This is a genomic window from Bradyrhizobium sp. USDA 4506 (genome assembly GCF_054058795.1).
Genome location: NZ_JBSSBM010000002.1, coordinates 17,335 through 32,029, shown reverse-complemented (window position 1 = coordinate 32,029; position 14,695 = coordinate 17,335). Strand labels below are relative to the sequence as shown.

Annotated in this window: 12 protein-coding genes and 5 pseudogenes; 12 read left to right on the top strand and 5 right to left on the bottom strand. The window is 59.9% G+C overall.

The annotated features are described in order from the left end of the window. Positions 1 to 129: 129 nt before the first annotated feature. Positions 130 to 960, bottom strand: a complete 831-nt coding sequence (locus ACVIHF_RS02670; protein ID WP_456791522.1) for a GntR family transcriptional regulator — start codon at positions 958 to 960, stop codon at positions 130 to 132. A gap of 98 nt (positions 961 to 1,058) precedes the next feature. On the opposite strand from ACVIHF_RS02670, the gene ACVIHF_RS02665 reads away from it, so the two are divergent. From ACVIHF_RS02665 to ACVIHF_RS02625, 9 genes and pseudogenes are all read left to right on the top strand, one after another. Beyond that, complete coding sequence (locus tag ACVIHF_RS02665) at positions 1,059 to 3,113, top strand: hydantoinase/oxoprolinase family protein (protein ID WP_456791521.1); 2,055 nt, start codon at positions 1,059 to 1,061, stop codon at positions 3,111 to 3,113. Next, complete coding sequence (locus tag ACVIHF_RS02660; protein ID WP_456791520.1) at positions 3,113 to 4,768, top strand: hydantoinase B/oxoprolinase family protein; 1,656 nt, start codon at positions 3,113 to 3,115, stop codon at positions 4,766 to 4,768. Before ACVIHF_RS02665 ends, ACVIHF_RS02660 begins: the two co-directional genes overlap by 1 nt. A 31-nt stretch (positions 4,769 to 4,799) precedes the next feature. Next, positions 4,800 to 5,957 carry an NAD(P)/FAD-dependent oxidoreductase gene (locus ACVIHF_RS02655; protein ID WP_456791519.1) on the top strand — a complete coding sequence of 386 codons (1,158 nt, stop codon included), beginning with the start codon at positions 4,800 to 4,802 and terminating at the stop codon, positions 5,955 to 5,957. Between the two features lie 743 nt (positions 5,958 to 6,700). Continuing rightward, the gene (gene tnpB, locus ACVIHF_RS02650) at positions 6,701 to 6,886 is read left to right on the top strand and encodes an IS66 family insertion sequence element accessory protein TnpB (RefSeq protein WP_456791518.1); all 186 of its coding nucleotides are present in this window, start codon (positions 6,701 to 6,703) and stop codon (positions 6,884 to 6,886) included. Between the two features lie 192 nt (positions 6,887 to 7,078). Next, a pseudogene (locus tag ACVIHF_RS02645) lies at positions 7,079 to 7,249 on the top strand (IS66 family transposase); the annotation flags it as partial. Positions 7,250 to 7,332: 83 nt separating this feature from the next. Then, entirely contained in the window at positions 7,333 to 8,076 is a 744-nt protein-coding gene (locus ACVIHF_RS02640; RefSeq protein ID WP_456791517.1) for an IS630 family transposase, read from the top strand. Beyond that, positions 8,052 to 8,427, top strand: a pseudogene (locus ACVIHF_RS02635) (IS21 family transposase); the annotation flags it as partial. The gene ACVIHF_RS02640 and the pseudogene ACVIHF_RS02635, both read left to right, overlap by 25 nt. A gap of 18 nt (positions 8,428 to 8,445) precedes the next feature. Then, positions 8,446 to 8,736, top strand: coding sequence for an ATP-binding protein (locus ACVIHF_RS02630; protein ID WP_456794052.1), 291 nt, complete (start codon positions 8,446 to 8,448; stop codon positions 8,734 to 8,736). 21 nt (positions 8,737 to 8,757) lie between these two features. Continuing rightward, positions 8,758 to 9,054, top strand: coding sequence for an ATP-binding protein (locus ACVIHF_RS02625; protein WP_456794051.1), 297 nt, complete (start codon positions 8,758 to 8,760; stop codon positions 9,052 to 9,054). Between the two features lie 17 nt (positions 9,055 to 9,071). Here ACVIHF_RS02625 and ACVIHF_RS02620 read toward each other — a convergent pair whose 3' ends face one another. Beyond that, positions 9,072 to 11,174, bottom strand: a complete 2,103-nt coding sequence (locus ACVIHF_RS02620; RefSeq protein WP_229180235.1) for a recombinase family protein — start codon at positions 11,172 to 11,174, stop codon at positions 9,072 to 9,074. Then, the gene (locus tag ACVIHF_RS02615; RefSeq protein ID WP_456791508.1) at positions 11,168 to 11,653 is read right to left on the bottom strand and encodes a hypothetical protein; all 486 of its coding nucleotides are present in this window, start codon (positions 11,651 to 11,653) and stop codon (positions 11,168 to 11,170) included. The genes ACVIHF_RS02620 and ACVIHF_RS02615 overlap by 7 nt, the downstream gene beginning before the upstream one ends. Positions 11,654 to 11,682: 29 nt before the next feature. Here ACVIHF_RS02615 and ACVIHF_RS02610 point away from each other — a divergent pair, with 29 nt between their 5' ends. Next, positions 11,683 to 11,832: an ATP-binding protein gene (locus ACVIHF_RS02610; RefSeq protein ID WP_456791515.1), complete on the top strand. Its 150-nt coding sequence runs from the start codon at positions 11,683 to 11,685 to the stop codon at positions 11,830 to 11,832. A 72-nt stretch (positions 11,833 to 11,904) separates the two neighbouring features. Here ACVIHF_RS02610 and ACVIHF_RS02605 read toward each other — a convergent pair. Then, positions 11,905 to 12,098, bottom strand: a pseudogene (locus ACVIHF_RS02605) (hypothetical protein); the annotation flags it as partial. 5 nt (positions 12,099 to 12,103) lie between these two features. Between ACVIHF_RS02605 and ACVIHF_RS02600 the strand changes: the two are divergent. Continuing rightward, positions 12,104 to 12,338, top strand: a pseudogene (locus tag ACVIHF_RS02600) (transposase); the annotation flags it as partial. 96 nt (positions 12,339 to 12,434) lie between these two features. Then, positions 12,435 to 13,377, top strand: a pseudogene (locus ACVIHF_RS02595) (IS630 family transposase). A gap of 428 nt (positions 13,378 to 13,805) precedes the next feature. Here the strand turns inward: ACVIHF_RS02595 and ACVIHF_RS02590 are convergent. Beyond that, positions 13,806 to 14,657 carry a transporter substrate-binding domain-containing protein gene (locus ACVIHF_RS02590; RefSeq protein WP_456791514.1) on the bottom strand — a complete coding sequence of 284 codons (852 nt, stop codon included), beginning with the start codon at positions 14,655 to 14,657 and terminating at the stop codon, positions 13,806 to 13,808. Positions 14,658 to 14,695 lie beyond the last annotated feature (38 nt).

Here is a 14,695-nt window from a genome sequence, read left to right as displayed (position 1 = left end):
TACCTCCCCGATCGGCCTTCAGTACGACGGCGCGCGCCTCCCCGGCGGGGAAGCAAACACGGATCGCGCGGCCCGCGATCAACTCAATCAGGCTATTCAATGCAATAGGACGGACAGCTGCGCTTTCGATTAGGCAGGCATGAAAACCGGCTTTCCCGTGCCCTCGATGAAATCTCCGATGCGACGCCTGAACCGTTCGGCGTGATTGGTGATCGTTTCCAAAAGCTGCTTGCGGTCCGCGTTGCGCAACGAATCGATTATAGCGATGTGCTCGTCAACAATTATACGCTGCCTGTGCTGGAACGCCTGCTGTTCACTCGCCTCTCGTTGATACACGTAATAGGCCAGCCGTCGCGCAATGTTGTGCAGGCGGTGTGCAAAGCTGATGAGATATTCGTTCTCGGTAGCTTCGGCAATTCGTAAATGGAAAGCCGCATTGTAGCGGGAGATTTCGACAAAGATCTGATTGCTGACCGCCCGGGTGTGATGAACCTGTATAGCCTCCAGATCCCTGACAAGATGCGGATGGGTCATGCGGCAGTAATAAGCTGAGCTTCGCTCGATGACGAGATAGGCTTCGAAAAACTGCGTCAGATCACCGAGATCCAGTGGTCGAACGAAGAAACCGCGATTGGGTCTCATCTCGATAAGACCCTCCGTCGTCAGGCGGTTGAGTGCTTCGCGGGCCGGTGTACGGCTGATCCCAAGGTCGTTGCGAAGCATCGTTTCGTCGAGTTGAAGTCCCGGTTGCAGGGTCAGATCCAGAATCCGGTCGCGGATTGTGTTCGTCGCAGCCACGGCGAGCGAAAGCTCGGCTGCTCCCTCATCCTTGGCGCTCTTTCGTGGCGGCATGTGTCTCGACTTTCGCTGATCACCAAATCGCTGATGATATGTCGGCGATATATACCCGATCCCCAGCATTTTCGAGGTGTCTGCTGTTGCGGCAATGATCCAGCTCATTGCCGCTGTCTCCGCCATCGTGGCTCGGCTCAATTGTTTGTTGACGTGAGGCTTCGCAGATCATATATGCGACATATACGAATGGAAAGGCAAACAATATGCCCCTGAAAGTAGGGGTCGATGTGGGCGGAACCTTCACGGACTTCTTTGTCATCGACGAAGAGGCAGGGCGCACGATCCGCTACAAACGACCGTCAACGCCGGCCCAACCGCAAGAAGCCATCCTCAAAGGACTCGGGGAACTCCTGGCGCTTCATGACCTGCAGTTCTCGGCGGTGGGAGCGCTCTTCCATGGGACCACAGTCGGGACGAACGCGCTGATACAGCGACGCATCGGCAAGGTCGCTCTAGTCACCAGTGAGGGCTTTCGTGACCTGATCGAGATCGGCAGGCAGACGCGGCCGAAAGTCTACGACATTCACCAGGATTTCCCGGCGCCGCTCGTCACGCGTGACTGCCGCTTCGAAGTGCCGGCGCGTGTCCGGGCTGATGGTGCTGTCGTCACGCCTCTGGACGAGGAGCGCCTTCGTGGACTCATTCCGTCATTGCTTGACAGGAAGGTCGACTGCATCGTTGTGGCCTTTCTCCACTCGTTCGCTTATCCCGAACACGAGCGCCGCGCGGTCGAGGTGCTGCGCGCGACCTTGCCTGACAGTATTCATGTCATCTCGTCGGCTTCCGTTTATCCTGAGTTCAGAGAGTATGAGCGCTTCACAACTGCCGTGCTAAACGGAGCGCTCCTGACCGTAATGGATCGCTACATCGGCCGCCTGATCTCCGGAGTAAAGGCCCTTGGGACGATGGCGCGACCGCTGATCTCTCAGAGCAGCGGCGGGCTCATGTCCGCCCAAATGGCGAAGGAGCTTCCGATACGTGCATCGCTCTCTGGCCCCGCGGCTGGCGTTTCAGCGGTCGTGCACTGGGCGCGCCAAATGGGCTATCGCGAGGTAATCACGCTCGACATTGGGGGTACGAGTTCGGACGTCGCGCTGATCCGTAATTGCGAGCCTAGTGAGGTCTCGTTGCAGGATGTGGGTGGCTTCCCGGTACGCATGCCGGCCGTTGACGTGACGGCGGTTGGCGCCGGCGGCGGCACGGTCGCCTGGATCGACAGGGATGGCCTTCTTAAGGTTGGGCCGCACAGCGCTGGTGCCGATCCCGGGCCCGCATGTTACGGCCTTGGTGGCGTCGATGCGACGACGACGGACGCCAACGTGCTTCTTGGTCGTCTGAGCAACGAGGCTCTGCTCGGTGGACGGATGCCCATCACGCCGGACTTGGCGCGCAAGGCGATAGCCGGTCTTGCGGAAAAACTTGGGTTGGAGACCCTTGATACGGCGTTGGGCATCCTGAAGCTTGCAGGCAGCACGATGGTCAAAGCGTTGCGCCGGATGTCAATTGAAAGAGGCCACGACCCTTCGAAGTTCGTGCTGTTTGCTTTTGGCGGAGCAGGGCCGTTGTTCGCTATCGACGTTGCCAGAGAAATCGGCATTTCCACCGTCGTTGTGCCCATTAATCCGGGTTTGATGTGCGCCGAGGGGCTGCACTTTTGTGCTTTGTCGAACGATTTCGTTGGTACCTATCTCGGCGAACTGGTGGGGGCTGCGGAACCGGCTATCAAGACACTGCGCGATTCCCTGGTTGCCGACGCGCAGTCGTGGTTCTCTAACGAAAAAGTTCCCGAGAATCAGCGTAGCTACGAGTGGCGCGCGGAGCTGCGATACCGCGGCCAGAATTTTGAACTTTCGCTACCGCTCGCCGATGAGAGGCTCGCCGGCAATGGCATCGAGGCGCTACGACAGGCGTTCCATGCAGCACACGAACGATCCTACGGGTTCTCGATGACTGGCGAAGTCATCGAGTTGGTCAGTATCAAGCTGAAGGCCAGGCAAAAGGTTGAATTCGTGCGCCCGGCGGAATTGCCGGAGGCTAAGCATGGCCGGCCAACCCACACGCGCAAGGTAGTCTTTGATCAGATCGAACCGGTCGAGGCGGCGATCTACGAGCGAGCCGACCTTGCGAAAGGGCAACGCCTCCGGGGGCCGGCAATCATTGACCAGCAGGATGCAACCACCCTTGTCTACCCCGGCGACGAGGCTTTTGTCGATCAGTGGGGCAACATCGTCGTCCAACTTCGCCGAGAGCTCGCCTGATGTCCCTCAATCCCATCGAAATTGAGATGATGCGCAGCGCGCTCTCCAGCATATGCGACGAGATGTATGTCGCAATCATGCGCAGCGCCTATTCCACAAACATCAAAGAGCGGCGGGACCACAGCACGGCCATCTTCGACACGAAGGGGCGGACCATCGCGCAAGGGGAAAGTCTGCCGCTGCTGCTCGCTTCCATGCACGGCCTAGTGGAGGTCGTTCTCGGAAAATACGGCGTCGACGCGATCAGGCCGGGCGACATGTTTTTGTCGAACGATCCCTATGTGGGACGAGGCTCCCATCTTCCCGACATTGCCGCGGTCATGCCCATATTTTCCAGCGGAAGATTGGTCGCTTTCGTTGCCGACATCGCCCACCACGCCGACGTCGGCGGAATGGTGCCCGGCAGCATGGCGGGCGGAATGACCGAGATCTACCAGGAAGGGTTGCGCATTCCGCCGCTTCGTGTGATGCGCGACTATAAGATTGACCAGAATGTGATGGACCTCGTGCTGTTGAACGTGCGGGTTCCGCACGAGAGGCGCGGCGACTACAATGCCCAGTTCGCGGCGAACCTGCTCGGCGCGCGTCGGATGGAGGAATTCTTTCGACGCTGGACCATCGAGCAATTCGAAGAGGGAGCTGAAGCGATCCTCAGTGCCGTCGCCCGTCGGATCCGTTCCGGCATAAGCGAGCTGCCCGACGGGAAATACACTTTGGAGGATTATCTCGACGACGATGGAGCCGGTACGACGGATATCCCAATCAAGGTGGCGGTTGAGATCAAGGGCGATGAAATCTCCTTCGATTTCGAAGGTTCGTCGCCGCAGGTCGCGGGCAATATCAATGTCACCACGAGTGGTCTGGAGGCGAGCGTACTTTATGCGCTGAAGGTCCTCGTTGACCCAGACGGTCCGACCAACAGCGGCATGATGGAGCCGGTGGCGATCACCGCTCCGGAGGGTTCAATCGTCAACGCTAAGTTCCCAGCCGCGACCGCGGCGCGCGCTCAGACCTGCCAGCGCATCATCGACGTTGTTCTTGGCGCGCTTGCCCAAGCGGCGCCACAGCTCGTGGTCGCAGCGTCCAACGGCAGCAACACGAGCTGCTCGTTCTCCGGCACGGCACCCGACGGCACACACTATGTCTACATGGAGACGATCGGTGGCGGTGCGGGTGCCCGTGCCTACAAGGACGGTACCGATGGAGTCCAGGTGCACGTCACGAATACCTCCAATCTTCCGATCGAGGCTCTTGAGCGCGAGTATCCCCTTCTGATCGAGCGATATGAATTCATCGAGGGCTCCGGCGGCGCCGGCAAGTGGCGCGGCGGTCTTGGCCTGCGCCGTGTCTACCGTCCCATAGGCCATACCTGTCACTTTAGCGGACAGGGCGAGCGCTTCATTTTTCGGCCGTGGGGACTGTTTGGCGGCAAGCCTGGACGATCGGGACGGTTCACTTTCGTCAACGGCGAGGGCAAGACGATGCCGGTCTCCGCAAAGCTGACGGGTCTGCAAATCCCTGAAGGGGCGCACCTGCAGGTCGAGACGCCGGGGGCGGGCGGGTATGGCGACCCAGCGGAACGAAATCCCACATTCGCCGAACAGGACATCAGGTTCGGAAAAATCAGTCCCGAAGCTAGCGCGGATACCGCATAGCCAACTAGCTCCCTCAAAGAAGGATAGGAAGATGAAAATCGATGTCATCGTAGTCGGCGCAGGCATAACCGGCGCCGCAACAGCCTACTTCCTGAAGAAGCGTGGAGTCGCGAATGTGCTGCTGCTCGACCGCGAAGAGCCAGCAGCGGGCGGTACGGGAAAGAGCGCGGCGATCATCCGCCAGCATTACTCTAACCCACTTGCGGCGAACCTCACGCGCGAATCGATGGAGATCTTGTCGGCGCTTTCCAAAGACGGCTTCGACACAGGTTTTGCTCGCACAGGCTATCACATGCTCGTGCCGGAAACGATGCTAGAGGGCGCGCGCGCAAATATTGCGATACTAAACGGGATCGGCATCGCGACCGAGTTGCAGGAGCTCGCTTCGTCCAAGATTGCCGAACTGGTCAACCCAGATGGAGTTGCGGGAGTTGTCTTTGAGCCCGATGGAGGGTACGCCGATCCCGTCCGTGCGACCGAAGCTTTCGTCGCGGCCTTCAAGGCGCTCGGCGGAGAATTCCGCGGCAGAACCCCAGTGGATGCACTCGTCGGAGATGTCAATCGTGTGACCGGCGTGAAGGTCCGCGGAAAAACCATCCAAGCGAACTTCGTTGTCAATGCGAGCGGTCCGTGGGCAGGCAAGCTCGGCGAGAGCATCGGTATTAATATGCCGCTGCGTATCGTTCGTGAACAAGACACCGTCTGGGAAGCCCGGCCTGGCCGTCCTATCCCCGATGGCCCGGTCTCCAATGCCGTCGACGCGATCTATATGAGGCCACTCGGCAACCGCCGTTTCGTCGTCGGACGAGGCTTCCCAAAAGAGTATTACGACGTCGACCCGAACGACTACGACACGAAAGCCGACGAGGAGTTCGTCAGCGATGTCCTAGAGCGCTTGGAAAAGCGCTTTCCCTCATTTAGCAGCGCGCTGCGGATAGATTCTTATGCTTCCCTCTATGATGTGACCCCCGACTGGTATCCTTTCGCTGGGCCGCGGACTGGTGTTGGAGGTTATGCCGACGCGTGGGGCGGCAGCGGACACGGGTTCAAACTGGCGCCTGCGATCGGCCGCCACCTCGCCGACTGGCTCATCGACAGCCGGACGGACGACGAGTTCAGGCAATTGTCTCACGACCGGATCGCCCAAGACCGTCTATTCATCCAGAAGTATGGCGGCAACCGCGGCTAAGGGACGCCTTGGAGATGGGCTCATCCTCCGGCCGCGATCTCGACCAAGACCAGATATTACGCCGTGCCACACGATGGCAAGGGGCCACCTCCGTAAGGCGGCTGGATGGTGCTTGACATGCGGCCGCTTATTTTTCTCCGGATGGAGTTAGAGTCCGGCTTGGAGAAGAACGGATAGATGAAGCGATGAAGGTCACGGAAGGGAAGATTGTCGCGCTTGAAGGAGCATGAGGTTGCGGCAAACAGCGGCGACTTCGCCGCAGGTTATGAGACATCCGAGACGACGATCTATAATAAAAGGCGAAATTCGGCGGCACGACGTTTCCGACGCGAAGCAGCTGAGGGCGTTGGAGGAGGAGAACGCGAAACTGATGAAGCTTCTGGCGGAGCAGATGCTCGATGCGGCTGCCCTTTCGCGACTCCTCTCAAAGAAGTGGCAGCGCGCGCCGCCAAACTGCATTCGCTCGTGCATCCGCAAGCCGTCGTTGGCCTGTCGGGACGGCGGCGGGGCCTGCTCGGGTTTGGGCGCCAATCGGAGACGACTGTAGACCAATCGTCGATGCCCCGACGACGAATCCGGCAAGTAAGCCGCGCGAATCGTTCGGAGCAAGATGTCGGCGACCGGGGGGCCGAAGCGCCACAGTTCGTGCCGGCGTTAGCCGCGTTGCAGATGCCAACCTGATCGCCGCCATCGTTCAGGCGCTGAAGGCGAACCGTTGATCGGTCCATCCGAGACGGGTTCGTGTGATAGAAGCGACCAAGCCGGTCGACTTCCGCAAGGGTGCCGAAGGATTGGCTACGCTGATGCGCGAGGTTATGATGGCCAATGTGTTCTCGGGTGCGGTCTATGTGCTCTGGGCCAAGCGGGCGGTCCGGATCAAGCTGATCTTCTGCGATGGGACAGGCCTGTGCCTGTTTGCGAAAGTCTGAAAGACGGCGTCTTCCGCTCGTCGAAGATTTGAAGATGCCGTCATGCCCTTGTCGGCGGCGCAACTCTCGGCGCTGCGAAGGGCATACATGAGGTCCGGGCGACGACGGCATGAAGCAGCCTGGATAGTTGCAGGTCTCGCGCTGCGGCGAAGTGAATCCGCCAGACGGCGACGAATATGTTGTGAGTTGGATATGAGCGATGCCCTGCCTGACGATCCCGAGACGCTGAAAGCGATGCTACTTGCCGAGCGGTGCGAGAGCGAACGGCTGCGTCAAATCATCAAGGAATTGCAGCGGCATCGGTTTGGCCGGCGGGCAGAGATGCTGCCTGAAGATCGAATGCTGCTGGGCCTAACTAGAGCATGTTGTTTTTTACCGGAATCGGGATTCCCTGCGGGACCGATTTCTGATTCAAACTCCATGCTGGAGGACAGGGGCCAGCATGGATGACGCGACCCTATTCGGAAGACCTTCGTGAACGCGCTCTGGCGCGGGCTGACGCCGGGGAGACGGTTCGTTCGATTGCAGAGGCGCTTCAGATCAGCCCGTCCTGTGTAACGAAGTGGAAGAATCTGAGGCGGGAGACCGGAGGCGTTTCGCCCGGCAAGATCGGCGGTCACAAGAAGCCGGTTCTGTCCGGTGCCAATGCCGACTGGCTGCGCAAGCGCGTTCTCTCGGGGCCATTCACCTTGCGGAAGCTGACACAGGAACTGGCGGCGCGCGGGATCAAGACAGATGTCCGGGCGGTGTGGGCGTTTGTGCATGCCGAAGGGCTGAGCTTCAAAAAAACGATCCTGCCAGCCGAACAAGATCGTCCCGATATCGCCCGTAAACGGACGCGCTGGACGGCCCATCAAGGCAAGATTGACGCCTCACGCCTGATCTTTATCGACGAGAGCTGGATCAAGACCAACATGGCGCCACTGCGCGGCTGGGGTCCGAGTGGACAGCGGCTCCAAGCATCCGCGCCTTTCGGTCATTGGAAGACCATGACTTTCATCGCGGCGTTGCAGCACGACCAGATCAGCGCACCCTGGGCCATCAACGGGCCCATCAATGGCGAACTCTTCACCCTCTTGTCGAGAAGGTGTTGGCGCCAACTCTGGCAAAAGGCGAGGTCGTCATCCTCGACAATCTGTCACAAGGGCAAGTCCGCCCGTAATGCCAGCGCGGCGGCCATGTCACGGTGAACGAGCACATGCCCAAGGTCCATCAGCGTTACGCCAATATGACGCCGGCATCCCTGATCAAGATGGCGGGGCCGATTGGCGTCTGCGTCGCCACGCTGGTCGAGGGGGTGATGCGCGAGCCCCGCATCCCGAACAGGGGTATCGCTCGCCATGGGCATCATCGCGCTGGCGCGACGCTACGAGCGAAGTCAGGCTGGAAGCAGCCTGCGAGAGGGCGCTCGCCATCAACGCGATCAGCTACTCCTCCGTGAGCGCCATCCTCAAGTCCGGCTCGACCGTACGAGCCCTGCTACCGAACCCGTCAAAGCCATGCTCTCCCACGCCAACATCCGTTGCGGGGCCTACTATCAACGAAGGAAGACCATCGTGATGCTAACCCACCCGACCAAATGCAGGCACTCGGCCTGGCCGGAATGGCGGCCGCCTACCGGCAATTGGGCGAAGAGGACAATGCCGCCGATCTCAGCCGGGAGGAGTGGCCTGACCTGGCTTGGCCTGATGCTCGATCGCGAAGCCGCTACGCGTGCCGACAAACGCCTGACCAATCGCCTGGCCGAAGCAAAGCTGAGCTTCGTCGACACCTGTATCGAAGATATCGACTTCGCAGCTCGACGCGGGCTTGATCGGCGTAATACCTTGCAGCCGGCGCAAGGCGCCTAGCTCAAAGCTCATGAGCACCTCATCGTCACCGGACAGACCGGTACCGGCAAAACCTGGCTGGCCTGTGCCTTCGGACGTCAGGCTGCCAGGTTCGATCATTTCGTGCTCTACTTGCGGATGTCACGCCTGTTCGAAGACCTCGCCATGGCCCGCCTCGACGGTCGCTTCCCTCGTCTGATCGACAAGCTCGCGAGCGTCCAGTTGCTCATCGTGGACGATTGGGGACCCTCAATGACCAGCAACGCCTCGATCTCCTGGAAATCGTCGAAGAGCGCTACAGGCGCAAATCCAAGCCCGTTGCGCAATGGCATGACATGATCGGAGAGCCGATGACTTCATGATGCCTCCTTCTTCGAACGCTTGGTGCGTCGCACCCGCTTGCGAAGTCGACTGATTTGCTCGTCTGAGAGCTCGATCTGCCATGGCTGGCCCTTGGCCAACTGACGACCTGCCAGCAATCCGCGCGCAAGATAATCGAAGATTGTTTGCGGAGTTACTCCAAGCTCAGCCGCCGCGCCCTGAATCGAGAAGCTCCCGTCGGGCCAGCGCATCGGATTATTGTCCACACCGTTGATTTTGACGGTTGGAATGCCCCAGCGGGTACGCAGTACCCAGACGTTCTCGCCTTTGAAGGCGCAGCCTCGGGCTGCGACGAAGCCTTCCTGATTGAGTATGGCTGCGATCTCGGCGTCCATTTTGTGTTCAGCATTCAACTCGATGATCCGTCGCCGCAACCGATCAATGTCGATGTAATTGCGGTAGGTGTGAACCCGCCGTTGAACGTGATACTCGCTGGTTGCGCCGGTCTGCCAGACGATCTTGAGCCAGACCTGACCTCGGGCCCGCTTCTGATCAAGAACGACTTCGCGGATGACAAATCGTAGAATGCGCTTGCGATCGGCTGCCGACGTGGTGGTCGCGTTCCAAATCCGCGGCAGGTTCTCTCCGAGCGCTTGTAGCCCAGCGCGTTCCGCCGGGCCAATCAGAAGCGGCTCTTGTACGCGCCAACGCGCATGCTGCTGCTCGACCGCCTCGACGACACGCAGCTTCTCTTCCCAAGCCCGCTCAAGTGAGCGCGCCACAAGACGGTTCTCGGGTTCGACAGCGTCATACTGACGCCGAGCGCGCTCGGCCTCGTAGCGGGCACGCTCCACGCGAAGCGCCCACTGGCGCTCGAGCTGACGACTCTCCTGCTCCAGTTGGCCTGCCGCTGCGAGTGCGATCTCAATCTGATCCGGCGCCAGGGCATCGAGGACCACTCGCTCGACCAGCGCGTCAACCGCCAACGCCCGGACTTCCTGACAAAGTGCACTGCCTTGCTGGTCCCGATCCGAGCGGCAGCAATAGACCGGATAGTCAGCATTCGGGCCCGTGTAGCGCATGCTCATGCGCCGTCCGCAACGGCCGCAGATCGCAATTCCTTGTAACAGGGCTGCCCCCTTGCGCGGTACGCCAGAATGTCCTGCCTCATGGCGGAAGACGTTATCCGCCAGTCGCCCCTGGTTGGCCATGAACTCCTCCCAGCTGATATAGCCTGGGTGAGCGGCGTGGAGGCAAACCGCCCAATCCTCAATCGCCACCTTGACCGTTCCCGTCAGCGATCCCGGCCGGCATCGGCTCGGATCCTTTTGCCGGCGGCCATAAACGTACGCCCCAGCATAGGCCGGATTTTGAAGGATGCTAAGGACGCGTGCACTATCTGGCGCACGCCAGACGATCTCGTGTGGAGATGGTCCAAGCAGCGGTCGAACCGGCAAGGACAATCCGTTCCTATCCAAGTAACGCATCACACGGCGAGCGCTTTGCAGTTCCTGGAATTTGGCGAACACGAGCCGAAGTCGGGCCTGCACCTCCTCATCGGGATTGAGAACAATTGCGCCCGCCCTATCATAGGCAAGCCCGGCCGGCAGGGGCAGCCGCAGTTCGCCTCGTGCCGCCTTCTGGCGCTCGCCTTGATGAAGGCGCATCCGAAGCTGATGCAGCTCCGCTTCGCTCATGATGCCGGACAAGCCCAGTAGAAGGCGGTCGTGATAGGCGCGCGGGTCGTAAAGCCGCTCGCCATCCGCAATGAGCACGCCGAATACCGAGCACAGTTCGAGAAGCTGATGCCAGTCCCGATTGTTGCGGGCCAAGCGCGAAGCGTCGAGGCTCACCACGAGACCGGCGTTGCCAAGGCCGATCTCGGCAATGAGCTTCTGGAAACCATGACGATCCACACCGCCAGCACCGGATTTGCCCAGGTCCTCGTCAATGACCTGCACGCGCTCCGGCGGCCAGCCTAGTCCGATGGCGCGATCGACGAGGCGGTACTGCAGCTCTGTGCTCTCCTGGTGCTGGCGCACCTGGTTCACGGATGACTGCCGCACGTAGACATAGGCCAACTTGGCTCGGTGCGCAGTCGTGAGCCGCTCGTCAGCGACGTTCAAGCTGATCAGCACGACCCAGTCCCCTTCCGGGCCTGCCAGGAACCGCTTGCATTCGCCGCAGCAGCGTCGCGAGGATTTGAGCGATCTGGGTTTGCGTCGCGGTCGACAGATTCGGCCACAGGCGCGGAATGTCGGCCATCGGACGGCCAGGTGGACTTGCCAATGTCGGTAGGGGTCGATACGCAACGCGACCTGGAAGCGGTCGGTGGGTCATCGCGAATCACCTTCTCGTCGAGAAGGCTCAGACTCGCGCTCAAATGTTGCATCAATGGGATCAGCGTACGTGCACTGATGCGCGGCAGATCGGCGGCGTTCGGGCGGGAAGTGATCGTCTCGGCAAGATCCGTCGACGCGATCCGAACCGCCCGCGGCCGGCCGTCCGGCAGCGCGACAACGACGTAGGCGGGACCGCGCCCCGACCGCTCCTTCAGCACCTCAAGCCGGTGCCCAAAAAGAAAATGATGCGGGTCAGTGATCGTGACGTGAGACACGACCCGCTCAAAAATAGGGGTACTCTGACGTGTTCGGCGAGCCAACCATCGCAGACGCTATCCTCGACCGGATCATCCACTACTCCCACCGCATCGCTCTCGAAGGCGACAGCATGCGAAGGAAAAAAGCCGCGCGCCCCTTGACCGACGTTGAAAACAGCGAAACCAATACCAACTGACTTCAACAACCAGGCAACCAAAAGCCAGCGCCGCCACGCTGTCCGCGATTTAGCGAAACTGCTGTCCGTCCGTTAGCGAAACCACTGTCCCGTTTTTGCGAAATACGCAAATCCGGCCAGTTCACGCGCGATAGCAGTGCAGACCACCGTCATTCGTTTGCCGCACGCAGCCAGCTCCGGTAGCGGGCCGTCAAGCGACTCTGCGCCTTCCAAGCAATCTCTCGCACTGCTGGCGATCCCTGCTCGAGCAAGTATAGCGCTTTGGATCGTGATTCCTAGGATCAGGAAATCATCCGGCTCGCTTTTCAGTTATGTGGACCTGGAGGCTCGGGTTCGCGTCGACCACCCGTTACGGGTGATCCTGACTTGCCGAATGCGGCGCTGGGCGATCTTTCTGGGAGTTCGACAAGCTCTATACGGACTTCGGTCGCCCCTCAATCGCACCGGAGAAGCTGCTTCGGGCGATGCTTCTGCAGGCGTTCTATGGAGTTCGCTCGGAACGACAGCCTGCTAGAGCGGTTCACGAATTTACTGAATCTGGAGGGATCCGGTTCGGCAGCGAATATGATTCAAGATGTTGGCTGGATTGGAGGCCAGCATCGATGGTCAGACCCCTTTCCAACGACCTGCGGAAGCGGGTTGTCGCAGCGGTATCGAAGGGTGAGAGTTGCCGCTCGGCGGCCTTGCGTTTTGGCGTTGTCGTCTCCTCGGTGGTGAAGTGGTCGCAGCGTTATCGGGCGACCGGCTCTGTCAAGCCGGACAGGATGGGCAGACAGCGCAAGTCTGTGCTGGATCCGCACGGCGACTTCATCAAGGAGCGGATCAGGCAGCCCCCGCATTTGACGCTGACGCGCTGAAGGACGAGTTGGCGGCGCGCGGGGGCGCTGTGTCGCATAGTGCGGTGTGGCTGTTCATGCGCCGCGAGGGGCTGCGGTTCAAAAAAAACGCTGTTCGCTCTTGAACAAGGCCGTTTCGATATGGCCCGCCGACGGCGACGCTGGCGATCGTGGCGGCCTTGATCCTCAGCGCCTCGTCTTCATCGATGAGACTTGGATCAAGACCAACATGGCTCCGCTGCGCGGATGGGCACCGAAAGGAGCTCGCCTCCGCGGCTTCGCTCCACATGACTCCTGGCGCACGATGACCTTCCTCGGCGCCCTGCGCTACGACCGCCTCGCGGCTCCCTGCCTGTTCGACGGGCCGATCAATGGGGAATGCTTCCGCGCCGATGTCGAGCAGATCCTGCTGCCATCGCTGAAGCCTGGCGAAGTTGTCATCATGGACAATCTCGGCAGCCACAAGTCGGCCGCGCTCCGCCGTACCCTCAGGGCGGCCGGAGTCAGGCTTTGGTATCTGCCACCTTACTCGCCTGACCTCAATCCGATCGAGCAGACCTTCGCCAAGATCAAGCACTGGATGCGCGTCGCCCAAAAACGCACGATCGACGAGATCAGCCGACACCTCGGCGAGCTCATCCAAACCATCCAGCCAGACGAATGCAAAAACTACTTTGCAAACGCCGGATACGCTTCAATAAAAACGTGAAACGCTCTAGCGCCAGGCTGACGTGACCGCTCATCTTGCAGGCTTCAAGGAAACCCTGCAGGTCGACGGCCTATGCCAAACTCGCCGAGCGTGGTGAACGTCGAGTTTGCGTTCTGCTAGACGTAATTTTCGGCGTAACTTCTATGAACTCGCAACGTCTGGTCTCGCGCCGATCGCGAGCGAGAAGCTCAAGCGCAACGGGGAGATAATTGAAACGCATCGGGTTGCGTATTCAACCAGCGGACGAGCTCGAGGTCATTCGGTCGCGTACAATTTGCCGCATAGCTAAAGCTGCATGGACGAACTCAGAAGTGATGTTCGGCTTTCTCATCGAACGATATCTGGAGAGCTGGGGTCGTCGACGGTGAGCGGTTCTTTGACCGGCGGTACGACGAATGTTGGACCGCCCCGTCCACTTCTGCTCCTCGTTACTTGCAGTTTGGCTCAAGGTCGCCCGCACTAGCGAGCTTCGCGAGCACATCCCAATTTGGGAGCGCGTGCTTCACAGTGTATAGTTCGTTCATCACACCGTTGTCTCGCAATTCGTTGAGATGCTCATTGAATCGGTCGCGGAAACGCGCGTCTTCCTTGCGGAAGGCTATGCCAATCCCCTTTAATGGCAACTGGTTGTCGATGACCACCTCGAGACCGTTCTGCTCCGGCTTGAGAATGCTGTATCGGCCGACCTGAAATATGTCGGCCCGGCCGCCAATGACGGTCGCAGCACCAGCCTGCACATCGGGAACCTGCACGAGTTGTTCAGGCTTGATGCCGTGCCCCTTCGCGTACACCTCCTGAGTTGACCCTGTAACCACCGCGAGCTTGATCTCCGGGCTGTGTGCAACTTCGTCAACGCTCGTCACATGCTTCGGATTACCTCTTAGAACGAACAGCGCGTCGCGGTCGATGAAAAAGGGGGCTGAAATCGCCACCGCTCTGCAGCGCTCGTTAGTTATTGATGCAACCCCTCCAATGTCGATCTGGTGCGCTTGCATTGCGGGCGCCACCGCGCTCCATGCCAAGACCACCGGCGTAAGCGGCGGCAGCCCCATATGCTTAAGCGTCAGGTTGATCATTTCAACAATATAGCCGGTTGCCTTCCCGTCCGGCGACACGATCACGAGAGGAGGCGCCGAGCCAAGCCCGACCTTGACTTCGCCAGTCTTTCTAATCGAGTCGAGAAGCGGGTCCTCAGTTTGCGCAAGTGCCGCGAACGGAAGGACGGCAGTTGCACACACTATCAGTTGCAGCAGCATAGAGTTTAGCTTGATCGAACCCATGACAAACCTCCCTTGATACTTAAACACCGAAGCCAGCT